The sequence below is a fragment of the Staphylococcus sp. AC872 genome, from assembly GCF_979255425.1.
Window position 1 is genome coordinate 1 of sequence record NZ_CEEDKW010000005.1, and the last position, 24,815, is coordinate 24,815.

The following is a 24,815-nucleotide window of genomic DNA, read 5'->3' on the forward strand; positions in this document are numbered from 1 at the left end:
ACTTTATTATAAGCGGCTTCTTGACCACCAGGCATTAATGAAGGACCAGTTAAAGCGCCTACTTCACCACCTGATACACCCATACCAATGAAATTAACGCCACTTTCAGCTAATGCTTTATTTCGACGAATTGTATCTTGATAGTTTGTATTACCACCATCAATTAAAATATCATCATCATCTAATAAAGGTAATAAACCATCTATTGTTGCATCGGTAGCAGGACCAGCTTTAACCATTAATAAAATTTTACGGGGTTTTTCTAATGAATTAACAAATTCTTCTAAAGAATATGTTGGGTGGATGCTTTTACCTTTTGATTCTTCCACCATTTCATCCGTTTTTTGTCTAGAACGATTATAAACAGATACACTATAACCACGTGATTCAATATTCCATGCAAGGTTTTTACCCATTACGGCTAAACCTACTACACCTATTTGTTGTGTCATATTACTTACCTCTCTTATTCGAATATTTCATTCATATTGTATCACAAATTGTGTACATACTTCACTAAATTGGCCGTGCTAATCTGCAACGAGTTCAATAATTTTTAGTACTTGGCTAGTTAACATATTAAGATCTTTAACGGCAATTCTTTCACTTGTAGTGTGAATATTTTCATAACCAACCCCTAAAATAACGGATGGAATACCATACGTATTAATGATACTACCATCTGAACCGCCGCCAGAGATTACTGTATTACCTTTTAGCCCTAAAGTAACAGCACTTTCTTTAGCTATTTTAGTTACCAGTTCATCATCATTAACCTTAAATCCAGGATAACTTTTCTCTATTTCTACGTGAGCTTGACCACCTAAATCTTTAGCAGTTTGTTCAAAGGTATCTTTCATGTGTTGTACTTGCTTTTCAATACTTTGATCATTATGTGAGCGTGCCTCTGCTTCGATAATTACTTCATCAGCTACAATATTTGTTGCTGAACCACCATGAAATTTACCTATATTTGCAGTAGTTAAATCATCGATCTGACCTAGATGCATTTTACTAATCGCTTTAGCGGCTATATTAATAGCACTAATACCTTGATCTGGTGTACTTGCATGCGCAGTCTTCCCGTTAATTGTTGTATTAATCTTCATTTGTGTTGGGGCGCCGACAACAGTAGTACCGACGTCAACACTGGCATCAATAGCATATCCAAAGTCAGCATCTAATAAAGATGTATCCAGAGCTTGAGCACCTAATAGACCTGATTCCTCACCTACTGTAATTACAAATTGAATTTGTCCATGGGATAAGTGTTGTTCATTTATAGTAGTAATTGCTTCAATAATAGCTGCTAAACCTGCTTTATCATCAGAACCTAGAATGGTAGTTCCATCTGAGTATATGTAGCCATCTTCTGCAACATGGGGCTTGATATCAAGACCAGGAACTACAGTATCCATATGACTTGTAAAATATAATTTAGGTACATCTTTATTTGAAATATTACTTGGCATCGTACAAACAAGATTGTTAGCACCTAAACCATCTGTTTGACTTGCCTGGTCTTCCTCAACTTTTAACCCGAGTGCTTCAAATTTTTGTTTTAAAATGGGTTGAATTTTCTCTTCATTACCAGTTTCTGAATTGATTTTTACTAATTCTAAAAATGTATCTAAGAGACGTTCTTTATTCATCATTGTCATTCCCCCTTAATCCTATAACTACAGTTTAACTGAATTCTGAATATATCAAAAATAAATTGATTGCAATTCAGAATTAAATCATATAATGTTAATCTATACCTAGATTTTGTATTATGAATTAAGTCTTAAATACGTTTTATGCAATTGGAGGAACTTCATATGACGAATAAAGTATTACGTGTAATTATAGTAGTGATGTTAGTAGCGGTAGTATTAGCCCTACTACTTACTAGTTTAGTCCCAATGTTGAACTAATCTTTTAAAATATTTAAAAAGCCAGAGACATCTATGATTGATGTCTCTGGCTTTTGTATATGGAAATTTATATTTTTAAGCATAATTTTTAATTTCACTATGCAATTTTAATGAGCCAAATTGAGATTTAATATTTAAATACTCTTCTAATTCGTTAAGTAATTGAATAATATTAGCACGCGAATTTAAAGCTTGATGTGAAGTCGGCAATGGTAATTCATCTAAAGATAATCTTATTTCATACAATGAATGTAAACGTAAAGCAGTATAGTCATTGCTATTAACATTACTACCTATTTCAGAGAGTAATTGTGAAATTCGGTCTAAAATTGGATCTTTAGTTTGTATATTTTCAATTAAAAATTTCATTCTTTTTAATAAATCTAGTTGCTCTTCGCGCATATCAAAATAATGATAATATGAATTCTCATTTCTTACAAAGTGATTCTTAACATCTCTAAATGCTAATGATTTGGCTTTTCTAATATTTAATGCAAGCGGTTCAAAAGTAATATTGAGTTCATGGTTATCGTGTTTACATGCATTTTCAAAAGCTATAAAAACATCAGTAATTTGATGTTCTATCTCATTCTTAAAATGTTTTAACGTTTTGTCTAAACTTGGCATGATTAAATTCATTATAAAGGCAATGCCGAGTCCAACAATTAACAACATTATTTCATTAAGAATCAGATGTCCATTGATTGTTTTAGCATTGAAAACATGTAGTAATATAACACAGCTTGTAATAACACCTTCTTGCGCATTTAATACAACTGTTAATGGAATAAACAATAATACAATTAAACCTAATACGACGGCATGTTGTCCTAGTATTGAAAATATTGCTGACCCTAAAAATAGGATTAATAAGCATGATACTAAGCGAGAAACAATTGCCGTTAGTGAATGCATTTTAGTATGTTTAATACAAAGTACAACAAGTATTGCACTTGAAGCATAGTTATCGAGGCCCAAAAGCTTACAAATTATAACACCTAATGTCATTCCTACTGCTGTCTTGAGTGTTCTAAATCCAATCTTATACGGATTTAACTTGAGCATCTGACTAGGACCTCTTATCTTTCTTCACAATATTGATCGAACAAGTTTTGTAATTGATTAATCACATTCATGACATCATGACCTTCTATTTGATGACGTTCAATCATCTCTGTGATCTTACCATCTTTAATCAATGCGAATGAAGGACTTGAAGGTGCATAACCTTCAAAATAATCTCTAGCTTGTTGTGTAGCTTCTTTGTCTTGTCCAGCAAATACAGTTACTAATCGATCTGGTAATCTATCATAATGTAGTGCATGTGCAGCTGCTGGACGTGCAATACCACCTGCACAACCACACACAGAGTTAACCATAACAAGTGTTGTACCATCTTGTTTTAATACTTTATCAACTTCATCAGCTGTTGTTAGTTGCTCATAGCCAGCTTCTTCAATTTCGTTTCTTGCTTGGTCCACGACCCCGTTCATATATAAATCAAAGTTTAAATCCATAAATTAGAATCACCTTTCGTTATTAATTTAACTGTCTTTATTTTACTAATTAAACTTCGATACTTCAACATGCATGATTATTGGAAATTAAAATAGACATAAATACTTTCGTAAATGAGAAAGTACTTATGTCTACGAATAAAATAGTGACTAATATATATTAGTGTTTTCTACTGTGTATTGTTCTACGCGTTGTTTAATATGATTCATAAATTGGCCAGTTTGTAAACCATCTAAGATACGGTGGTCGATGGATATGCAAAGATTAACCATACTTCTAATTGCTATCATATCATCGATGACCACAGGTTTTTTAACGACAGATTCAACTTGTAAAATAGCTGCTTGTGGATGGTTGATAATACCCATTGAGGATACAGAACCAAATGAACCTGTATTATTAACAGTAAATGTGCCATCTTGCATATCTTCTTGAGTTAATTGATTATTTCTTGCTTTTTGAGCTAGTTCATTAATCTCTCGAGCGATACCCTTAATTGATTTTTCATCAGCATGTTTAATGACTGGTACATATAATTTATTTTCATGTGCAACTGCAATGGAAATATTGATATCTTTATGAATGACAATTTCATTGCCATTCCAACTACTATTTAACATAGGGTAAGCTTTTAATGCTTCTGCGACTGCTTTGACAAAGAAAGCAAAGAATGTAAGATTGTAGCCTTCATTCTTTTTAAAACTATTTTTATGATAGTTTCTAGTTTTAACTAAATTAGTAGCATCTGCCTCAATCATCATCCAACCATGTGGTATTTCAGTTGCGCTTGTTACCATGTTATTAGCAATCGCTTTACGAACACCATTAACAGGTATTGTACTTTGATCACCGTCCCATTGTTGTGAATCGTTTGCTTCTGTTGTAACTTTTGGTTGTGCGTTAACTGATGATTGTGACGTGTTAGTTTGTGTTGAATGTGAATCTGTTGAATTGATATACGCTAAGATATCTTTTTTGGTAACTCTACCTTCAAATCCAGTTCCTGGTACATGTGATAAATCAATTTGATTTTCAGACGCCAATTTAAATACTACAGGTGAAAAGCGACCATTATTTTTAGGTTGATTATCATTATGATGTTGAGCAGTATGATGTTGTTTTGTTGCTGTCTCATCTGCTACGTTTTGCGATTGAGAGTGTGACTCATTTTGTTTATCCTCATTTGAGGATGTATTTGCATTACTCTCATCAGGTGAATCAATTTTACAAATGACTGTATTGATTTCTACAGTTTCCCCTTCACTTACAGTTAATTCTGTTATCGTACCTGAAACTGTAGATGGTACTTCTGCTGTTACTTTATCAGTAATTACTTCACAAAGTGGATCATATTCATCGACATGGTCACCAACAGATACGAGCCATTGCTCAATTGTACCCTCATGAACACTCTCGCCTAATTTTGGCATTTTAATATCCATTGTAAAGCCTCCTTAAAATTCTGCGAGTTCACGCATTTTCGCCTGTATTTTCTCAGGATTCATCATTAATTCATTTTCTAAAACTGGTGAGAATGGCATTGAAGGTACATCGGCACCAGCTAATCGCATAATAGGTGCATCTAAGTCGAATAAGCAGTTTTCAGCGATAATAGCGGATACCTCTGACATAATGCTACCTTCTAAATTATCTTCAGTGACTAATAAGACTTTTCCTGTCTTTTTGGCACGGTCGATAATAGTATCTTTATCTAGTGGATAAACAGTTCTTAAGTCAACTACTTCAACGTTGATACCATCTTCTGCAAGAATATCAGCAACTTGTAAACAATAATTAACCATTAATCCATAACAAAATACTGTTATGTCATCGCCATGACGTTTTACATCAGCTTTACCTAAAGGGACTGTGTAGTAATCTTCTGGTACTTCTTCTTTTAAGAAGCGATATGCTTTTTTATGTTCAAAGTAAAGCACTGGGTCGTTAGATTCAATTGAAGATAACAGTAATCCTTTGGCGTCATATGGGGATGATGGTATAACAATTGTTAATCCCGGTGTTGAAGCAAAGATACTTTCAATACTTTGTGAATGATATAATCCACCATGCACGCCACCACCAAATGGTGCTCTGATTGTAATCGGGCATTGCCAATCATTATTGGAACGATAGCGCATTTTTGCTGCTTCGCTAATAATTTGATTTGTAGCTGGTAAAATAAAATCTGCGAATTGAATTTCGGCAATAGGACGTTTACCTAACATGGCTGCACCTATTGCAGTACCAACGATATTTGATTCAGCTAATGGTGTATCAATGACGCGTTCTTTGCCATATTTACTTTGTAATCCCAAAGTAGCACCAAATACGCCACCTTTTTTACCAACATCTTCACCAAGAATAAAAGTGTTTTGGTCTTTTTCCATAGCTAAGTCTTGTGCTTGGCGAATTGCATCTAAATAAGATAGCTTAGTCATGATTGATACTCCCTTCTTCTTCATAAACATAGGCATAAGCTTCTTCAACTGAAGGATATGGTGCTTCTTCTGCAGCTTTTGTCGCATGATTAATAATGTCTTTATGTTCTTGTTCTATTTCCGATAACCAAGCATCGTCAATGATTCCTAAATCTAATAAATGATTTTTAAAGCGGATATTACAATCGGCTTCTTTTAATCCGTCACGTTCTTCCTGTGTTCTATATTTATCATCATCGTCTGATGAATGTGCTGTCATTCGAGTTGTGATTGCTTCAATTAGAGTTGCACCCTCACCATTAAGTGCTCTGTCTCTCGATTCTTTCATAGCTTTATACATTGCAATTGGATCATTACCATCAACTTGTACACCTTCCATACCATAACCAATGGCACGATCTGATAAATTTTTTGCAGCATATTGCAAGGAATCAGGTACTGAAATTGCATATTTATTATTTATAATGACACATACAAAAGGTAATTGATGTACGCCAGCAAAGTTCAAGCCTTCATGAAAGTCTCCTTGGTTAGAACTACCTTCACCAACTGTTGCAGTAGCGATATTTGGCTTTTTGTCCATTTTTAGCGCTAATGCTGCACCTACAGAATGCGGAATTTGAGTAGCTACTGGAGAACTTTGAGATAAAATACCTTTTTCTCTATGACTATAGTGAGATGGCATTTGTTTACCACCTGAGTTAATATCGTCTCTCTTACCGAAAGAAGCTAACATTGTATCGAGTGGCGTCATACCCATGTATGTTACAAAAGCTAAATCTCTATAATATGGAGATGAAATATCGCCTTGTTCCATAGCATACGCCATACCAATTTGAGTTGCTTCTTGTCCTTGACCACTAACGACGAAAGGAATTTTTCCAGCTCTATTGAGTAACCAAAGTCTTTCATCTAATTTGCGTCCAAGGTCCATCCATTTATACATATTTTTTAGGTCTTCTTCTGTAAGGCCTGCTGACTTATAGTCAATCATGTTATTTCCTCCTATTTAAACGTGAATTGCTCGGTTTTCAATTTTTAGGCCAAGTTCCATCAATACTTCAGATAGAGATGGATGGGCATGAGTGGTTAAACCTAATTCTAATGATGAGCCATTCATAAATTGTAATAATGATACTTCATTGATTAATTCTGTTACATGTGGGCCAATCATATTTAATCCAATTATTTCATCTTGATCCTGATCAACTACCACTTCACAAAAGCCATTTTGTGGACCAGTAGATTCTATCATTGCTTTACCAATTGCTTTAAATGAAACTTTGTAATTTTTAGCATTAATATTAGCTTCTTTAGCCTGTTCTAAATTTTTCCCTATTGAAGCTATTTCAGGATAAGTGTAAATGCATTTTGGCATCAAATCATAGTTGATAGGTAAAGGTGAATCATCAAACATGTGTTCAACTGCAACGATACCTTCTTTTGACCCTACATGTGCTAATTGCAATTTACCAATACAATCACCTGCAGCATATATATGCTTATCTTCAGTTTGTTGATATTGATTTGTGATAATGTGACCTGATTGAGTCGTTTTCACTTTTGTATTTTGTAATCCGATATCAGAAGTATTTGGTTTACGTCCAACCGATAACAAGACTTTATCTACAGAGATTTGTTGATTATTCATATGAATTGTTGCGCTATTGTTATCTTTGTTAATCTCAACACTTTGTTCATCTAAGGCAACATTTTCAAAGAATTTTGCTCCGCGATTTTCTAATTCTCGTTTAATTGTTTTTGCAATTTGAGCACTTTCATTTGGTAAAATGCGTTCATTAGCTTCAATAATTGTCACATCGACACCTAAATCCGTAAGATACGATGCGAATTCTAAACCAATGACACCCCCACCAATAATTGCGATACTATCTGGCAAAATATCCATATTTAAAATATCATCACTCGATAATATTACTTGATGATCAAAGTTTAAAAATGGCAACGGTTGTGGTGAAGAACCAGTAGCTATAAGTACGAATTGATTTGGAATCACTTCATTTTCTCCATCTTCAAATTCTACTGATATCGTACCACTTTGTGGAGAAAATATAGATTCTCCTAAAATACGACCAGTGCTGTTAAACACATCAATGTGATTCTGTTTCATTAAATGCTGAACACCTTGATACATTTGATTTACGATTTCATCTTTCCTATCTAAAATACGTTCATAATTCAAATGATACTCAGGAACTTCAATACCAAATTGTTTCGCATTTTTTATAGTATGGACTACTTCTGCAGATTTTAGTAGTGATTTAGTAGGAATGCATCCTTTATGTAAACACGTACCTCCTAATAGCGATTTTTCAACAATAGCAACCGTTTTACCTAACTGTGAAGCACGTATTGCTGCTACATAACCTGCAGTGCCACCACCTAATACAACTAAATCATATTGCTTTTCAGACATTTGCTTACTCCTAACTATATGTATAGAGAACATTAATAAAACTAAGTTTATTAAAAATTCTCTGATAATAAATGGTTATCTTTCTTTGCATCTTCAAAATTAATCAATACTATAATATTCTACATCAGTTAAAACATTTTCGAAATTCTAAAAACTTCATTTTTTTGTATAAAAAGTGACTAATCAATACTACCGGAAAATATACAGACTAACAATTCATCAAAGATTAAGGTTACTTTTTAAATAGAAGTTTTACTTACTTAAATCTAAGACATTATTTTCTTTGATTTTGAGCAATCATTTCTTTTGCGTTTTCTCTCGTTAAATCTGTAACACTTGCGCCAGAAATCATACGAGCTACTTCATCAATCCGATCATCATTTTCAAGTTCTTTAACTTGAGTGGTTGTTCGATCTTCTGTAGTATGTTTCGAAATAAGTAAATGATGATCACTCATTGTAGCTACTTGAGGTAAGTGTGAAATACATATAACTTGAATATATTCAGCGATATCACGCATTTTCTCAGCCATTTTTTGAGCTGCTTGACCTGAAACACCAGAATCAACTTCATCGAATAAAATAGCTGTTTGTCCTCTTGATTTAACAAATATACTTTTTAATGCAAGCATAATTCTAGATAGTTCTCCGCCTGAAGCTATTTTATTTAAGCTTTTTAAAGGTTCACCTTTATTTGGACTAATTAAAAATTCCACAAATTCAATACCTTCAATATTTGGTTCATCGAGTGGTTTAAATGAAATTTCTAAATTGGCATCTTTCATTTGTAAATTTTGTATTTCTGATACAATGTGGTCTCTTAATTCTCTTGCAACTTTCCTTCTTTTAGCAGATAACGATTTACCTACTTTAATCACTTGTTTGTATAAATCGTTAATCTCTTCACGTAATTGAGATGTGCTTTGTTCATAGTTTTCAATTTTATTGATTTCATTTTCAAGTTTGCCTTGATATGCAATCAACTCAGAAACATCCTTACCATATTTGCGCTTTAAGTTATTAAGCAAGTTCATACGTGATTCAAGTTCATTAAGGACTTGTTCATCAAATTCAGTGTTAGTCATTTCATCATAAAGTTCATGCTTGGCATCTTCTAACGTATAGTAAAACTGATCGACTGCTTCTTTTAATTTCACATATTTATCTGGAACGATGTCATTAATTTCATTTAAGAAATTGCTTAGCTCATAGAGTCGATCAGTAATTGCATTTTCATCTGTTAAAGTCATATGTGCATTATTTAATGCTAAACTTAGTTTTTCTGAATTTTGAATTCTTTTAATATCTGTTTCTAGCTGATCGACTTCTCCCTCTTTTAAAGATGCTTCAGTCAATTCTTCTAATTGAAATTTCATCAAGTCTAATCTTTGTAGTAATGCTTGGTCAGCAGATTCTAGTTCTTCGAGTTCTTTGCGCTTAGATTTATATCGATTAAAGACATCATGATATTGTGATAAAAGATCACTATATTGATCGCCAGCGTAATCATCGAGTAATTGTAAATGATATTTTTGTTTAAGCAATGATTGCGTCTCATGTTGACCATGAATATCTAAAAGTTCCTGCATCACTTTTCTTAAATCTTGTAACGTAATTGTTTGATTATTAATTCGGCAGATACTTTTGCCAGAACTAAAAATTTCTCTTTTAACTAATAAAAAGTCTTCGTCGATATCTATATTTAAATCTTGTAACACATGTATCGCATCTTTGCTATTATCGATATCGAATATCCCTTCAATGATTGCTTTTTTCTCACCATGTCTAACATAATCTGATGACGCGCGCATACCAATAAGTTGTCCAATAGCATCTATAATAATTGATTTACCTGAACCTGTTTCACCACTTAAAACAGTTAAACCATCTGAAAATTGAATTTCTAATTCATCGATGATTGCAAATTGTTTTATTGATAAGGTTTGTAACATAAATTCATCGCATCCTTATAATAAATTGAAAATTCTAGTTTTGATTTCTTCACTCGCTTCATCATTACGACAAATAATAAGGCAAGTATCATCACCACAAATTGTACCTAACACTTCTTCCCAATCGATTTGGTCTAATATTGCGCCTATAGATTGTGCATTACCTGGTAATGTTTTTAATACTAGTAGATTACCGGTACCTTCTATATTTACAAATGAGTCCATTAAATATCTTCCGAGTTTTTCAAGAGGATGATATTTACGGTCATTAGGTAAACTATAAACATATTGGCCTGATGCAGCTGGTACTTTTATTAGTTGTAATTCTTTAATATCACGAGAGACTGTCGCCTGTGTCACATTTAATTCATATTCATTCAATCGTTTAACTAATTCATCTTGTGTTTCAATTTGTTCATTCGATATTATTTCTCTGATTTTTATATGTCTTACCGATTTTTTTGGCAAAATTAACACCTCTAGTTACGAATATTTATACAGTTATTTTAACATATGCATTTATTAACTACTACTCATCACCCTTTTAAACAAGGTAATAAAGCACGTTAAAAAACTGTTAATATAGTTTTTTAAGAATATTATTATACAAATAAATTAATCGTACTTTATATGCATTTTGATGATATTGATGAATAATTATTGTATAACAATTTTGAATTTAATTTTGAACATAAAACGAGGTTAACAAAAATTGAAAATAATTTCTGTTAACCTCTATTATGTGATTAAAATGGAAAAATAAATAAAATTAATGATCACGATGGTAGAATAAATCTACTATGTCTCTTAAATTTGTAGTTTCATATTGATCACTTATTTTATCTAAACATTTGAGTGCTTCATTACGATGATAATTTAATTTATCTTCTGCGCCGCCTTTATTCAATAATGAGACATAAGTACTTTTATCATTTTCTAAATCACTACCCACTTTTTTACCTAGCTTTTGTTCGTCGCCATATATATCTAATAAATCGTCTTTGATTTGAAACATTAATCCAAGATGGTCACTAAATTCATTTAACATTGCAGATGTATGTTCATCAGTGTCGGCAATGTCTACTGCACTCATAATTGCAAAAGTAAGTAGTGCACCTGTTTTTGTTCTATGAATAGATTCTAATGTTGAAATATCTATAGCTTTATCTTCACTTTGCATGTCTAGTGTCTGTCCACCAACCATACCAAGATGTCCACTAGCAAAAGCTAGTCTTTGTATGACTTTAACTTTTTTGGTGTCACTTAAAGCTGAATCGTAAGATACGAGTTCAAAAGCTTTAGTTAAAAGTGCATCGCCGGCTAAAATGGCTTTCCATTCACCATATACTTTGTGGTTAGTAAGCTTGCCTCTACGATAATCATCATTATCCATTGCTGGAAGATCATCATGAATAAGTGAATATGTATGAATCATTTCTAAGGCTAAAGCGCTTTGCATACCTTGACGATAATCTTCATTTAACATATCTAAAGTAAGTAACAATAATACAGGTCTAATTCTTTTTCCACCTGCATTAAGAGAATAAAGCATACTTTCTTCTAAATTCGTATTTAGAGTAGACTCTGGTATTGACTTCTTAAGAGCGTCATTTATTTCATTAATTAAATCATTCATTTGTAGTTTCTTCATTATCTTGTTCCTCTGCTTCTTCTTGCATTAATTTATTTACCTTTTTCTCGGCATCTTTTAATGTTGAATCGCATGCTGTAGATAATTTCATTCCTCGTTGATATAAATCTAGAGATTCTTCTAATGATACAGTTTCATTATCTAATTTTTGTACAATGCTCTCAAGTTCTTGCATCATTTCTTCAAAGCTTTGTTTTTCTTTACTCATCATTACACCTTACTTTCTTAACAATAGCATCAATTTGTCCATCTTTCATAGTTAAAACAATTTCATCATTTTCCGACATATCTTTGGTACTTGTAACTACGTCATCATCTTTGTTTACAATTGCGTATCCACGTAACATAGTATTTGTTGGGCTTAATTGATTCAGTTGTTCAATTTTTGATTTAAGTGCATTTTTATATTGTGATAAATCGTTATTTATCTTTTGAGTTAGTCGTGATTTAAGTTGACCATTTTGTTGTTGATTTCTAACAATAGACGTTTCGAGATGTTTTGGATTAAATCTTTGTTTCAAAATATTTAATTGATGTTGTTGTTGCTCTAACTTACTAGCCAACTTTTGATTTAATTGCTTCTCAAGATCATCTCTTCTTTGAATTTGTTGATCATATAAGAGAGATGGCTGTTTAAATTTGTAGTACGAGGCTAGATGTTCAAGATGCTTTTTATGTTGTTCCACATATTGTTTAATATGTCTAGTTAGAGTGAATTGATATTGCTTGATTTGTTGCAATAATTCGTACTGATCTGGCGTTGCCATAACTGCAGCTTGTGTTGGTGTAGCCGCTCTTACATCAGCCACAAAATCACTTAATGTAAAATCGGTTTCATGTCCAACTGCTGAGATAATTGGCGTTTGACATTCAAATATAGCTTTAACAACTTCTTCTTCATTAAAGTTCCATAAATCTTCAATTGATCCTCCACCACGTCCAACAATAATGGTATCTACATCTAATTGATCTGCATACTTAATCTTTTCTATAATGTCGTCTTTGGCTTGTTTCCCTTGTACTAATGTACTAATTTGTACTTGTTCCACAAGTGGATAGCGACTATTGATTGTTGAATGTATATCCCTGATAGCGGCACCTGTACTTGCAGTAAGGACAGCAATTCTTTTGGGAAAACGCGGTATAGGTTTTTTATTACTATTATCAAAATAACCTTCTTTTGAAAGTTTTTTCTTTAGTTCTTCCAATTTTTGATATAGATTACCAATACCATCAAGCTGCATCTTATTTACATATATTTGATAGTTGCCTCTACGTTCATAGACAGATACACGTGCCTCTAATAGTACTTCATCGCCCTCTTTAGGTTCGAAATTGAGTTTAGAAGCACTACCTTTAAACATCATTGCACTAATAACGCTTTCTTTATCTTTTACATTGAAATATAAATGCCCACTTGAATGTTTTTTAAAATTTGAAAGTTCTCCTTTTATAAGAACAGACTGTAAATGTGGGTCTTGATCAAATTTATACTTAATATATTTTGTTAATGTCGAAACTGTTAAGTAATCAGTCATATATATCACTCAATTTTATTAGTTTATGTTACTCAGTACGCCATTGATAAATTTATAATGATCATCATCACTAAATTGTTTTGCTAATTCAACGGCTTCGTTGATGACTACTTTAGCTGGTGTATCACTGTGTAATATTTCAAAAGTTGCCATGCGTAAGATAATACGATCTGTTTTTAGTAATCTTTCGAGTGACCAATCTTTAAGATATGGTTTGATTTTTTCATCTAATACGGGTTCATGATCTTTAACACCAGTCACTAACCAATTAATAAAATCAAAGTCTAAATCTGGGTAGTCATCTTTAATAAAGTTAATTGCTTCTTTGATAGTTAAATCAGTGTCTTTAATTTCTAATTGAAATAAAGTTTGAAAAGCTTGAACTCTTGATTCTTTACGACTCATAAATAACTCCTTCAAACGTATTTATAAAAGATTAGGTACTATTGAGATGTATTTTAAATTGATGACATCTCTATACTAGTACCTAACTTAATTTAATATTTATTTTTCTACTACAATTTGTGTAATATGAACGTTAATTTGTTTTGGTTCAATTGCTGCCATTGTAGAAATTTGATTGAAAATAGCAGACTGAATTTGATTAGCTGTTTTAGAGATATTGATACCGTGTTTAAAAGCGCAATAAACATCGATATAAATACCATCTTCTCGAGCTTCTATTTTTAAATCTCTATTTAAATTTTTACGACTAATTTTTTCTAAGTTAGTATTTTTTAATTCTGCAAAATGTCCTGTAATGCCATCTACTTCTGATGTAGCAATACTAGCAATAACAGATAAAACTTCTGGAGCAATTTCGATTTTGCCTAAATTTGTATGAGAATAATCCGCAACATTGACCATTGTTTTAACCTCCTATTGGTTGTCATCAGCCATAATATTATATTTTTCTAGGAATTTTGTATTAAATTCACCACTTCTAAAGATATCATTTGTTAATAATTTTAAATGGAATGGAATCGTAGTATCAATTCCTAAAACTAAATATTCACTTAACGCTCTGATACCTGTCATGATTGCTTCATCTCTTGTTGACTCATGTACGATAAGTTTAGCAACCATAGAATCATAATATGGCGGAATTGTATAATTAGTATAACATGCAGATTCAATTCTGACTCCGAATCCACCTGGTGCTAAATATTGTGTGATTTTACCAGGAGATGGCATGAAATCTTTGTAAGGATTTTCGGCGTTAATTCTAAATTCAATCGCATGACCATTAATTTTGATATCTTTTTGTTTAAATGGTAATGCTTCACCCATCGCCACTTTTAATTGCAGTTTAACTAAGTCCACACCTGTAACCATTTCAGTAACTGGGTGTTCAACTTGAATACGGGTATTCATTTCCATGAAGTAGAATTTATCATCATTTAAATCATATATAAATTCTATCGTTCCAGCATTTTCATAGTTAACGGCTTTAGCAGCTCTTATAGCAGCGTTACCCATTTCTTGACGTGTTTCTTCTGACAAGATTGGTGAAGGTGCTTCTTCTACTAATTTTTGCATACGTCTTTGAATTGTACAGTCACGTTCACCTAAATGAATTACATTACCATAACTGTCACCTATGATTTGAATTTCAATATGACGGAAATTTTCAATGAATTTTTCTAAATATAACCCGCCATTACCAAATGCAGTTTCCGCTTCTTGTTGTGTCATTCGATAGCCTGTTTCTAGTTCTTTCTCATCACGAGCTACACGTATACCTTTTCCACCACCACCAGCTGTGGCTTTAATTATGACAGGATAACCAATTTTCTTTGCAACTTTTTTCGCATCGTCAATATTATGAACTAAACCTTCACTACCTGGAACAACAGGAACATTGGCTTTGATCATTTCAGCTTTAGCGACATCTTTTATACCCATTTTTTGAATAGATTCATGGCTTGGCCCGATAAACTTTAATTGACAAGCTTCACATAATTCAGCAAAATCACCATTTTCAGCTAAGAAACCGTAACCTGGATGAACACCATCACATCCTGTTGATGTAGCAATTGATAAGATATTAGGAATATTTAAATATGAATCCTTAGACAGAGTTGGACCAACGCAATATGCTTCATCAGCAATTTGAGTATGTAAAGCGTCTTTGTCTCCTTCTGAATAAATAGCAACTGTTTGAATACCTAGCTCGTGGCAAGCTCTGATGATTCTAACTGCGATTTCGCCACGATTTGCAATAAGTACTTTTTTCATTATTTCACCTTAAATAACGGTTGGCCATACTCTACCATTTGTCCGTCTTCTACTAATATTTCAACAATTTCACCTGAGATTTCTGCTTGAATTTCATTAAATAGTTTCATTGCTTCTAAAATACAAACAGTTGTGTCATTAGAGACTTTATCTCCAACTTGTACGTAAGCACCTTCTTCTGGTGATGGTGATTTATAAAATGTACCAACCATTGGTGCATTAATAGTTTCGTAATTATCTGCCACAACTTCTTGTGATTGTGTATCTTCACTCACTTGTGGTGCAGATTGAGCAACTTGAGGTTGAGCTACAGAGGGTGCTGGTTGTTGTGCTACTTGAGGTGTGATAATTTCAGTTTCTTTTTCTTTTTTTAAGTTAACTACGCTACCTTTATTATCTTCAATGTTAATTTCTGTTAAGTTTGATTGATCAAGAATCTCTATTAATTCTTTTATTTCTTTAAAGTTCATAATTATTACTGACTCCTTCAGTTTGTTTTCATCTACCCGTCTATTTTACTTGAGACAACCTTTCAATTCAAGCATGATAAGATATCCTATATTATGAAATAAAATGGTTAGCTTAAAATCACAGTATCGAGAGATAATCCAAATCAAAGGACGATAGTTAAGATAACTCATTAAAAGTATAAAAATGTGAGGATATAATAGCTAATCATATCCTCACATTAAACTTTATTTATGATTCATTAAAGATGTCTTTTAACACACATACTGCTTGATTAATTTCTTGAGAACTAATGGTTAGTGGTGGCAATAATCGTATAACGTTTTGACCTGCAGTTAAAATGATTAAACCATGCTGACGTGCTTTGTTTACAAGTTGAGACAAGTCTAAATCTGTTTCAATACCTATCATTAATCCTTTGCCACGTATGTCAATGATACGAGGGTTGTCAAATAAAGCTTTGTTTAATTTAGTAAATAATTCTTCTGATTTTTTTGAAACGTCATTTAAAAATTGTGCATCATTAATGGTTTCTAAGGTGGCTTTGGCAGCTGTCATTGCAAGTTTATTCCCACCAAATGTAGACCCATGACTACCATAATCAAAAACATATGATAAACTTCGCTTTCCTAACATAGCGCCTACGGGTACGCCATTAGCAAGTCCTTTAGCAGAAGTAATAATATCAGGTTCTATATCGTAATGTTCAAAAGCAAAACATTTACCCGTTCGTCCAATACCAGTTTGTACCTCATCTACGATTAATAAGATATCATGTTCATTACATAGTTGACTTAATTGTTTAATAAAGGTTGATTTAGCAACGTGTATACCAGATTCACCTTGAATAAGTTCTAACATGATAGCTGCTGTATCTTTAGTGATTAGTGATTTCACACTATTGATGTCATTAAATTTTGCATAACTAAAGTGAGGAACTACATCTCCAAAGCCTGCTTTTATTTTTCCTTGTCCTGTAGCAGACATTGCACCATATGTTCTGCCATGAAATGATTGGTCAAAACATATAATAGATTGTTTGCCCGTATATTTACGTGCTAATTTAATAGCAGCCTCATTTGCTTCAGCACCGCTATTACAGAAAAATACACAATAGTCATATTGACGTACTAATAATTGAGCCACATCTTCTTGTAGCGTATTTAAATATAAATTAGGTGTATGCCAAATACTGGCAACTTGTATCTGTAATTGCTCTTTAACGTATGGGTGAAATCCTAAATTTGTTACACCTATACCTGAAGAAAAATCGAGATATTTATTACCGTTTGTATCAATTAACTCATTTCCTTCTGCTCTTACGAATTCGACATTTGTTCTTTTGTAATTTTGAAATAAATAACTCATTTGTTGTTCCCTTCTATGATGGTTCCTGTTAATAAATTATTTCCAATTATGACTTCATTAACTCCTGCCTTAATTGTTGCTACTGCACTTTCAACTTTAGGTATCATGCCACCAGTAATGATACGGTTGTCTATTTTAGATTGCACATCGCTAATATTTAACCTTTTTATCAAAGTTCCATGTTCTATCACACCTTGAACGTCAGTCATTAATATTAATTTTTGTGCTTTCATTGCGATGGCAATTGCTGTTGCTAAATGATCGGCATTGATATTAATTAAATCATCATCTTGATGTGAACCGATAGAACTTATAACAGGAATCATATTTTGATTTAAATATTTCTGAATTGCACTTACATTTACTTGTATATTTTTACCTACTGAACCGTATTGATGATAATCCAAATAATCAGCTTGAATGATTAAAAATTGTTCTTCTCTTAACTGCTTAACATTTAAGTTTACAGCTTTTAAATCACTAGCTAACCCTTTACCAATATAATTAAACAGGGCATCCTTAATAATTGGTAAATCTTCCTTAGCAGTTACTCTTAATCCATCTTTTTTGATTGTGGGGTGTTTAGCTTTTATCAATAATGATTCTATAACATTACCTCCACCGTGGACGATGATTATTTGATAGTTTTGTTGAATCCAATGCTTTATTTGTATAAGAGTATCTTCGGTTAAATGTTTTATAGCTATGCCACCCATTTTAATTACTATAATTTGTTTCATTTTGTTACCTCTATGTTGTATATAATGCATTAATTTTTACGTAATCATAAGTTAAATCACAACCCCATGCAGTACCTGAGGTATTACCTTGATGCATATTAATGTTGATATGAATATCTTTATTTTTTAATTTATTTTGCATCGTATCAATGTTATAAGTGATAGGTGTTGAACCTTTCATAACAGGGATACCTTCTATTAAAATATCAACGTTATTGATGTCAAAGTTGGATTGTGTATAACCTATTGCTGCGAATATGCGTCCCCAATTAGGATCTTCTCCATAAATAGCAGTCTTTACTAAATTGGAACCCACAACTGTCTTGGCTATCATTCTTGCGGTTATTTCATCTGGCATTTCGTCTACAGTCACTTCAATTAATTTTGTAGCGCCTTCACCGTCTTTGGCAATTTGTATCGCAAGTGAACGCATGACATGTTCTAACATATTGCAAAATGTTGTGAATTCTTCAGTGTTCGGTAAAATTTCTTTATTTTTAGCTAAGCCATTTGATAAAACTAACACTAAATCATTAGTAGATGTATCGCCATCGATAGTAATTTGATTAAACGTTTTATCTATATTTGTTTTTAATGCAACTTGCAATGTTTCAGTAGAAATATTAGCATCACATGTTATAAAAGCTAGCATTGTAGCCATATTTGGGTGAATCATGCCAGAACCTTTAGCAACACCTGCCATGGTCACAGTCGTTTGGTCAAATGTTTCATTTACGACACATGTTTTAGTTGTTAAATCAGTAGTTAAAATTGCTTTTGCAAAATGATTAGCATTACCATCTATGTTAAGTTGTTGTATACCTTTTTTAACTTTAACCATTGGTAAACGTTGACCAATAATTCCGGTAGAAGCAACACAAATTAAATCCTGATTGATACTTAATGATTCTGATGTTTGCTGTTGCATTGAAATGGCATCTTCCATACCCTTTTCTCCTGTACATGCATTGGCTATCCCTGAGTTGGCAATGATAGCTTGAATTTTTCCTTTAGTTTGTATTGTTCTTTTATTTAAAATTAAAGGTGCTGCTTTGACTTTGTTTGTTGTTTGAACATAAGCGACACTTGATGGACATTCGGACACAATCCAACCTAAATCCAATTTTCTTTTTTTGATACCAGTATGAATTCCATCTGCAGAAAAACCTTTTGGACTCGCAATATTCCCTAAAATTTCTTTCATTTTTTAAACTCCTTACTACACTAATGGAGGTACACTGCATAGTCCTTCAGTTTCATCAAAACCATACATAAGGTTGATGTTTTGTAGTGCTTGTCCAGAAGCGCCCTTGATTAAATTATCTAGTACTACCATAACTGTTAAAACATTTGTTTTATCATTGTATCTAAATCCTAAATTTACATAATTAGTTCCGACAACTTCATTTAATTGTGGCATGGTTCTTAGAATGCGTATAAATGGCTTATCTTTATAAATTGATTCATATGTTGCTGTAATCTGATTAGTGAATGTCGGATTGTTTAATTTACAGTAAATGGTTGCAACGATACCTCTATTAACAGGTATTAAAGAAGTGGAAAACTGAATATTCTGTAAATTATGATCGTAATGTTTTAACATCTGTATTATTTCAGGTATATGCTGATGTTCGTTTAATTTATAAGTTAAATAATTGTTATTTATATTAACAAAGTGACTAGCTGTTGTAGGATTTTTACCAGCACCTGACAAACCACTTTTAGCATCAATGATAATTGAGTCTAACTGTATCAATTTGTTTTGTAACAAAGGAATGAGTGCCAGTTCAACTGCAGTTGCATAACACCCAGGATTTGATATAAAGCGATGGTTCTTAGATGTATTAAACTCTGGCAAACAATATGTGAATTGCTTTTGAATATGATAATCAACTGGTTCTTTTTTATACCATAATTTATATTCATCTGGTGGTAATCTATGATCGCCTGAAATATCAACTACTGGAAAATCTGAAATGACAAATTCTGGAGATAATTGACTAGCAATACCACTAGGAGTTGCGAATACAACTAGATCGCTATGTTTCATAATTTCATTTGCATCAAATGGTTGTACAGTTAAATCGCATATCCCCTTTAAATGTGGATATAGATCTGAAATAGGATTACCAATTGATTGAGTAGCATGTATTGATGATACCTCAATATGAGGATGATGATGTATAAGACGCAATAGTTCTAGCCCTGAATATCCAGTGATTCCTACAATACTTATACGCATACTTAAACCTCTTTTCGTATTTTTATACAATTTTATAGTATAAAATATAAAAAAGCAAGTGCACAATTTAATAATTGGCAAGATGCACGCCCAATTGTTCGCATAAAAAAACACATAACCTACAACATTGTAAGTTATGTGCTTAATGTTAAAACTGCCTTTCTAGATTAACCTCTAGAAATGTAGCTTCCGTCACCAGTGTTGATAACAAGAATGTCACCTTCGTTAACAAATAAAGGTACATTTAATGTATATCCTGTCTCAACAGTAGCTGATTTAGTAGCACCTGTGGCAGTATCACCTTTAATACCTGGTTCAGTTTCAGTTACTTGTAATTCTACTGTTTTCGGTAATTCTAATCCAATTACTTCACCATCATATGATTGAATTTGAACTTCCATATTGGCTTTTAAGTAATTTAATTCGTCTTTTAAGTAGTCACCTGGTAATTCTGTTTGGTCAAATGTTTCATTATCCATGAAAACATGATTATCTCCATCAGCATATAAGTATTGCATACGACGATTTTCAATCATAGCTTGTTCTACTTTTTCACCAGCTCTAAATGTTTTTTCTTGTATAGCACCTGTTCTTAGATTACGTAATTTTGAACGTACGAAAGCAGATCCTTTACCTGGTTTTACATGTTGGAAATCAATTACTTTCCAAATGCCATTATCTACAGAAATTGTTAAACCTGTTTTAAAATCATTTACTGAAATCATTCAGTTTCCTCCTCAATATACACGCTTATTTTAAAATAATAAGGTCTTTTGTGCATTTAGTAAAGACTTCACAACCATTTTCTGTCATCAATATATCATCTTCAATTCGAACGCCACCTAAACCATCAACATATATACCTGGTTCGATAGTGACGCAGTTATTAACTTGAAGTTGACCGGATGCATTTTTAGATAGTAATGGTCCTTCGTGTATGTCTAAACCAATACCATGACCTAATGAATGGCCAAATTCCTCACCATATCCATGTGCTTCAATGAAATCTCGGGATAAAGCATCAGCTTCTTTTACAGTCATACCCGGTTTAATTTCATCGAGCGCTTTTTGTTGTGCTTTTAATACTATATCATAAATCTCTTTCATTTTAGGATCTGGTTCACCTATCGCAAAAGTTCTTGTGATATCTGAACAATAACCTTTATAGTATGCACCAAAATCTAATGTAACCATATCACCTTGCTCAATAATTTTATCACTTGCAACACCGTGTGGTAAAGCGCCTCGATGGCCAGATGCTACAATTGTATCAAAAGATGGACCATCCGCACCTAAATGTAACATTTTACTTTCAAGTTCAGCTTTTACTTCACGTTCTGTCATACCTGCTTTAGCAATTGTTAAAATATAATCGTATGTTTCATCAACAATTTGAGCAGCTTTTTTGATTATTTCGATTTCTGATTGTGATTTTACCTCTCTGATTTTTTCAATAGCATCAGAAATGCTGATTAAAGTTATCATACCTTTATTTAATTCTATATAAGTATCATAACTAACTTCATGACCTTCAAATCCTACGTTACTTAAGTTCTCTTTTTTTAATATTGCTTTTATTTCAGAAATTAAATCAGATTTTCTATTTATGATTTCAAATTCTGAAGCTTGATTTTTTGCTTGTTCAATATATCTAAAGTCTGTAACCAAATATTGATGGTTTGGTGAAATAATTAATGCACCACTTGTGCCTGTGAACTCAGATAAATATCTTCTGTTAAAATCTGAAAGAATCACAACTGCATCTAGCTTTTTTCGTTCTAAAAGTTCATGTACTTGTCCTAATTTGTTCATAGAATCCCCTCCAAATCTTGTATAACGTTTGTACATTTTATATGAATACATTAAAATGATAGCATAATCAATAAATAATATAATAGTTTTTAGTTTAGGGAGATAATCATGAAGAGATATATAATCGTGATTGGCGCATCTTGTTTATTAGCTGGTTGTGGTAGTCAAAATCTTGCACCACTCGAAGATAAAACTACAAAATTAAGAGATGACAATCATCAATTAAAATTAGATATTCAACAATTAAATCAAGACATTAGTAATCAAAAGTCGACGATTGCAGGATTACAAAAAGATAAAGAGAATGGCAAACAAACAGCAGATAATAAGAAAAAAGAGAAAAATTTAAAGGCGAGTTCTACGTATTATGACAATGTAGCAAGTGCGGTTGATAAGTATAATAACATTAAACCTGATGTAACTAAAAATAAAGGTAGTCAATCAATCCAAAAGAAATTATCGACGATATCTTCGGATTTAGAAGATGCGTATAATACGTATAATTCTGATATCGATGAAGATTCTATGACTAGTGAAGATAAACAAACTAAAAAAAATATTAGCAGTTTAAATAAAGATATTACTTCTGCCTTTGATAAAATTGAAACAGGATATCAAGAAAAAGATAAAAAGAAAATAGAAAAAGGTCAACAAAAATTATCGACTATACAAACAGATGCAAATTAGAATTAGGTGAATTTCAATGAAAAATATTTGGTTTTATATTGTACTAGCTATTGCAGCATTTGGTTTAATTATGAATTTAGATGTGTTTCTATTTTCAATCGTTAGAATGTTAATTAGCTTTGCAATTTTAGTTTTAGTGATATATCTTATATATTATTTCTTCTTCTTAACAGAAGAACAGCGTAAGTATAAAAGAGCGCAACGTAAGTATCGTAAACGTAAATAATAAACAAATTATAATAAAGCAGTAGTCATCATTATCAAATAGATTTGATTGACTACTGCTTTTTGTATTGATTCATTTTTTATTTTCTATAGGTCCAATCGTCTGAACGGAATTTTTCTTCCAATGCTCTTACTTCTTCTAATTGTGCATCAGTTAATGTTAGTGGTTTAAACGTAATCTGTAATCCCTTTTTGAAGCCATCTTCAAATGCTTTTTCCATTTCATTTAAAGTAATATGTTGTTCTGATATGTCGTTGATGGCCACTGCTTTGTCTACAAAAGCTTCTTTCATTTTTGCTTTTAAACGATCATGTTTGAAAATGAACAAATCAAATAGTTCATCGATATCTATATCTTGTAATATAGATCCATGTTGTAGAATGACACCTTTTTGACGTGTCTGAGCACTACCAGCTATTTTGCGGCCTTCTACTACAAGCTCATACCAACTTGGTGCATCAAAGCATACAGAGCTACGAGGTTGCTTTAATTTCTCTCTTTCTTCTTTAGAACGAGGAACAGCAAAATAAGTATCGAAGCCTAGGTTTTTGAATCCTTCTAATAATCCTTGTGAAATTACTCTATAAGCTTCTGTTATCGTTGATGGCATTTTAGGATGTGATTCAGGTACTATAACACTATAAGTTAACTCTTTGTCATGCAATACGCCTCTACCACCAGTTTGGCGTCTTACAAGTCCATAGCCCTTTTCTTTCACTTTTTCGATATCAATTTCTTTAGTTAATCGTTGGAAATAGCCGATTGATAATGTGGCTGGGTCCCAAGTATAGAAACGAATGACAGGATCAATTTCACCTCTAGATACGAAATTAAGTAATGCTTCATCCATTGCCATATTATAATATGGATCGTGACTACCAGTATTAATAAAGTTCCATGTTTCTGTCATGATTAAAATCCCCCATTAAATGAATGCTTAGTAACAAAATTTGCTATTTTGCTTATTAATTTTGAATAAATTATTAAAACATCTGTGATATCATAAAAATATTTTGATAATTTGTTCTAACAGTCTTATAATTATAATATCGGTAAATTAGGGAGGATGCAACATGAGTATCTCTTTGTATATTGCAATTATTATATTAGTTATAATAATTGGTTATATGGTCGTTCAACAAATTCTTAATAAGCGAGCTGTTAAAGAATTAGACCAAAAGAATTTTCATAAAGGCTTACGTAAAGCACAAGTGGTTGATGTGAGAGAAAAAGTTGACTATGATTATGGTCACATCAATGGCGCTCGAAATATTCCCATTACTATGTTTAAACAAAGATTTCAAGGTCTAAGAAAAGACCAACCTATTTATCTTTGTGATGCAAATGGTATTGCTAGTTATCGTGCTGCTCGTATGTTAAGAAAAAACGGCTATACAGATCTTTATATGCTTAAAGGCGGCTATAAAAAATGGACTGGCAAAATCAAGTCCAAAAAATAGTTAGGCTCGGCCTAGAATAATATTTATGAATTATGAGTGAAACGTTTGAGGCAAATTAATGCCTTATACTTTTCACTCATTTTTTTATTCAAAAAACCATCCCTCTACAATTAACTAGGTAAAGG

27 protein-coding genes are annotated in these 24,815 nt (G+C 32.2%); 3 read left to right on the forward strand and 24 right to left on the reverse strand.

The window, feature by feature from the left end:
- The 23 genes from ACZ267_RS08705 to ACZ267_RS08815 form a co-directional block, all read right to left on the reverse strand.
- The coding region (locus tag ACZ267_RS08705) for an NAD(P)-binding domain-containing protein (RefSeq protein ID WP_340091719.1) at nucleotides 1-452 on the reverse strand (452 nt) is incomplete at its 3' end.
- A 78-nt stretch (nucleotides 453-530) separates the two neighbouring features.
- On the reverse strand, nucleotides 531-1,655 hold the full coding sequence (locus tag ACZ267_RS08710) for a M20/M25/M40 family metallo-hydrolase (RefSeq protein ID WP_079449015.1): 1,125 nt from the start codon (nucleotides 1,653-1,655) through the stop codon (nucleotides 531-533).
- 336 nt (nucleotides 1,656-1,991) lie between these two features.
- Nucleotides 1,992-2,981 (reverse strand): aromatic acid exporter family protein, encoded by a 990-nt coding sequence (locus tag ACZ267_RS08715; protein ID WP_002465753.1) that lies wholly within the window; start codon nucleotides 2,979-2,981, stop codon nucleotides 1,992-1,994.
- Between the two features lie 14 nt (nucleotides 2,982-2,995).
- Nucleotides 2,996-3,433: a bacilliredoxin BrxB gene (gene brxB, locus ACZ267_RS08720; RefSeq protein WP_002465745.1), complete on the reverse strand. Its 438-nt coding sequence runs from the start codon at nucleotides 3,431-3,433 to the stop codon at nucleotides 2,996-2,998.
- A gap of 150 nt (nucleotides 3,434-3,583) precedes the next feature.
- Nucleotides 3,584-4,876 (reverse strand): dihydrolipoamide acetyltransferase family protein, encoded by a 1,293-nt coding sequence (locus ACZ267_RS08725; RefSeq protein ID WP_079449016.1) that lies wholly within the window; start codon nucleotides 4,874-4,876, stop codon nucleotides 3,584-3,586.
- 12 nt (nucleotides 4,877-4,888) lie between these two features.
- Entirely contained in the window at nucleotides 4,889-5,872 is a 984-nt protein-coding gene (locus ACZ267_RS08730; RefSeq protein WP_015364981.1) for an alpha-ketoacid dehydrogenase subunit beta, read from the reverse strand.
- The gene (locus tag ACZ267_RS08735) at nucleotides 5,865-6,866 is read right to left on the reverse strand and encodes a thiamine pyrophosphate-dependent dehydrogenase E1 component subunit alpha (RefSeq protein WP_015364980.1); all 1,002 of its coding nucleotides are present in this window, start codon (nucleotides 6,864-6,866) and stop codon (nucleotides 5,865-5,867) included. Before ACZ267_RS08735 ends, ACZ267_RS08730 begins: the two co-directional genes overlap by 8 nt.
- A gap of 15 nt (nucleotides 6,867-6,881) precedes the next feature.
- Nucleotides 6,882-8,309 carry a dihydrolipoyl dehydrogenase gene (gene lpdA / locus ACZ267_RS08740; RefSeq protein ID WP_079449017.1) on the reverse strand — a complete coding sequence of 476 codons (1,428 nt, stop codon included), beginning with the start codon at nucleotides 8,307-8,309 and terminating at the stop codon, nucleotides 6,882-6,884.
- Nucleotides 8,310-8,583: 274 nt separating this feature from the next.
- Entirely contained in the window at nucleotides 8,584-10,260 is a 1,677-nt protein-coding gene (gene recN, locus ACZ267_RS08745) for a DNA repair protein RecN (protein WP_079449018.1), read from the reverse strand.
- Nucleotides 10,261-10,275: 15 nt separating this feature from the next.
- Entirely contained in the window at nucleotides 10,276-10,728 is a 453-nt protein-coding gene (gene ahrC, locus ACZ267_RS08750) for a transcriptional regulator AhrC/ArgR (RefSeq protein ID WP_002451915.1), read from the reverse strand.
- 301 nt (nucleotides 10,729-11,029) lie between these two features.
- Entirely contained in the window at nucleotides 11,030-11,911 is an 882-nt protein-coding gene (locus tag ACZ267_RS08755) for a polyprenyl synthetase family protein (RefSeq protein ID WP_015364978.1), read from the reverse strand.
- A complete protein-coding gene (locus tag ACZ267_RS08760; RefSeq protein ID WP_002465761.1) occupies nucleotides 11,889-12,119 on the reverse strand; it encodes an exodeoxyribonuclease VII small subunit in 231 nt (76 codons plus the stop codon). Before ACZ267_RS08760 ends, ACZ267_RS08755 begins: the two co-directional genes overlap by 23 nt.
- Complete coding sequence (gene xseA, locus ACZ267_RS08765) at nucleotides 12,112-13,449, reverse strand: exodeoxyribonuclease VII large subunit (RefSeq protein ID WP_002465766.1); 1,338 nt, start codon at nucleotides 13,447-13,449, stop codon at nucleotides 12,112-12,114. The genes ACZ267_RS08760 and xseA overlap by 8 nt, the downstream gene beginning before the upstream one ends.
- Before the next feature lie 18 nt (nucleotides 13,450-13,467).
- Nucleotides 13,468-13,854, reverse strand: coding sequence for a transcription antitermination factor NusB (gene nusB, locus ACZ267_RS08770; RefSeq protein ID WP_002465725.1), 387 nt, complete (start codon nucleotides 13,852-13,854; stop codon nucleotides 13,468-13,470).
- A gap of 99 nt (nucleotides 13,855-13,953) precedes the next feature.
- The gene (locus ACZ267_RS08775) at nucleotides 13,954-14,316 is read right to left on the reverse strand and encodes an Asp23/Gls24 family envelope stress response protein (protein WP_002465721.1); all 363 of its coding nucleotides are present in this window, start codon (nucleotides 14,314-14,316) and stop codon (nucleotides 13,954-13,956) included.
- 12 nt (nucleotides 14,317-14,328) lie between these two features.
- Nucleotides 14,329-15,687 carry an acetyl-CoA carboxylase biotin carboxylase subunit gene (gene accC, locus ACZ267_RS08780; protein ID WP_002465754.1) on the reverse strand — a complete coding sequence of 453 codons (1,359 nt, stop codon included), beginning with the start codon at nucleotides 15,685-15,687 and terminating at the stop codon, nucleotides 14,329-14,331.
- On the reverse strand, nucleotides 15,687-16,157 hold the full coding sequence (gene accB / locus ACZ267_RS08785) for an acetyl-CoA carboxylase biotin carboxyl carrier protein (RefSeq protein ID WP_002465760.1): 471 nt from the start codon (nucleotides 16,155-16,157) through the stop codon (nucleotides 15,687-15,689). Before accB ends, accC begins: the two co-directional genes overlap by 1 nt.
- 229 nt (nucleotides 16,158-16,386) lie before the next feature.
- The gene (locus ACZ267_RS08790; protein ID WP_015364977.1) at nucleotides 16,387-17,523 is read right to left on the reverse strand and encodes an acetylornithine transaminase; all 1,137 of its coding nucleotides are present in this window, start codon (nucleotides 17,521-17,523) and stop codon (nucleotides 16,387-16,389) included.
- Nucleotides 17,520-18,263, reverse strand: coding sequence for an acetylglutamate kinase (argB, locus tag ACZ267_RS08795; protein ID WP_015364976.1), 744 nt, complete (start codon nucleotides 18,261-18,263; stop codon nucleotides 17,520-17,522). Before argB ends, ACZ267_RS08790 begins: the two co-directional genes overlap by 4 nt.
- A 10-nt stretch (nucleotides 18,264-18,273) precedes the next feature.
- Nucleotides 18,274-19,467 (reverse strand): bifunctional glutamate N-acetyltransferase/amino-acid acetyltransferase ArgJ, encoded by a 1,194-nt coding sequence (gene argJ, locus ACZ267_RS08800; RefSeq protein ID WP_002465757.1) that lies wholly within the window; start codon nucleotides 19,465-19,467, stop codon nucleotides 18,274-18,276.
- Nucleotides 19,468-19,482: 15 nt separating this feature from the next.
- A complete protein-coding gene (argC, locus tag ACZ267_RS08805) occupies nucleotides 19,483-20,505 on the reverse strand; it encodes an N-acetyl-gamma-glutamyl-phosphate reductase (protein ID WP_002465791.1) in 1,023 nt (340 codons plus the stop codon).
- 167 nt (nucleotides 20,506-20,672) lie between these two features.
- Nucleotides 20,673-21,230, reverse strand: coding sequence for an elongation factor P (gene efp / locus ACZ267_RS08810; RefSeq protein ID WP_002465773.1), 558 nt, complete (start codon nucleotides 21,228-21,230; stop codon nucleotides 20,673-20,675).
- 25 nt (nucleotides 21,231-21,255) lie between these two features.
- Entirely contained in the window at nucleotides 21,256-22,317 is a 1,062-nt protein-coding gene (locus ACZ267_RS08815) for a M24 family metallopeptidase (RefSeq protein WP_079449019.1), read from the reverse strand.
- 108 nt (nucleotides 22,318-22,425) lie between these two features.
- On the opposite strand from ACZ267_RS08815, the gene ACZ267_RS08820 reads away from it, so the two are divergent.
- Together ACZ267_RS08820 and ACZ267_RS08825 are read left to right on the forward strand one after the other, a co-directional pair.
- Nucleotides 22,426-23,004: a hypothetical protein gene (locus ACZ267_RS08820; RefSeq protein WP_002465800.1), complete on the forward strand. Its 579-nt coding sequence runs from the start codon at nucleotides 22,426-22,428 to the stop codon at nucleotides 23,002-23,004.
- A gap of 16 nt (nucleotides 23,005-23,020) precedes the next feature.
- Complete coding sequence (locus ACZ267_RS08825) at nucleotides 23,021-23,230, forward strand: SA1362 family protein (RefSeq protein WP_002465740.1); 210 nt, start codon at nucleotides 23,021-23,023, stop codon at nucleotides 23,228-23,230.
- 79 nt (nucleotides 23,231-23,309) lie between these two features.
- Here ACZ267_RS08825 and ACZ267_RS08830 read toward each other — a convergent pair whose 3' ends face one another.
- Nucleotides 23,310-24,140: a lipoate--protein ligase family protein gene (locus ACZ267_RS08830; protein ID WP_002465720.1), complete on the reverse strand. Its 831-nt coding sequence runs from the start codon at nucleotides 24,138-24,140 to the stop codon at nucleotides 23,310-23,312.
- 163 nt (nucleotides 24,141-24,303) lie between these two features.
- Here ACZ267_RS08830 and ACZ267_RS08835 point away from each other — a divergent pair, with 163 nt between their 5' ends.
- Entirely contained in the window at nucleotides 24,304-24,690 is a 387-nt protein-coding gene (locus ACZ267_RS08835; protein ID WP_047210833.1) for a rhodanese-like domain-containing protein, read from the forward strand.
- Nucleotides 24,691-24,815 lie beyond the last annotated feature (125 nt).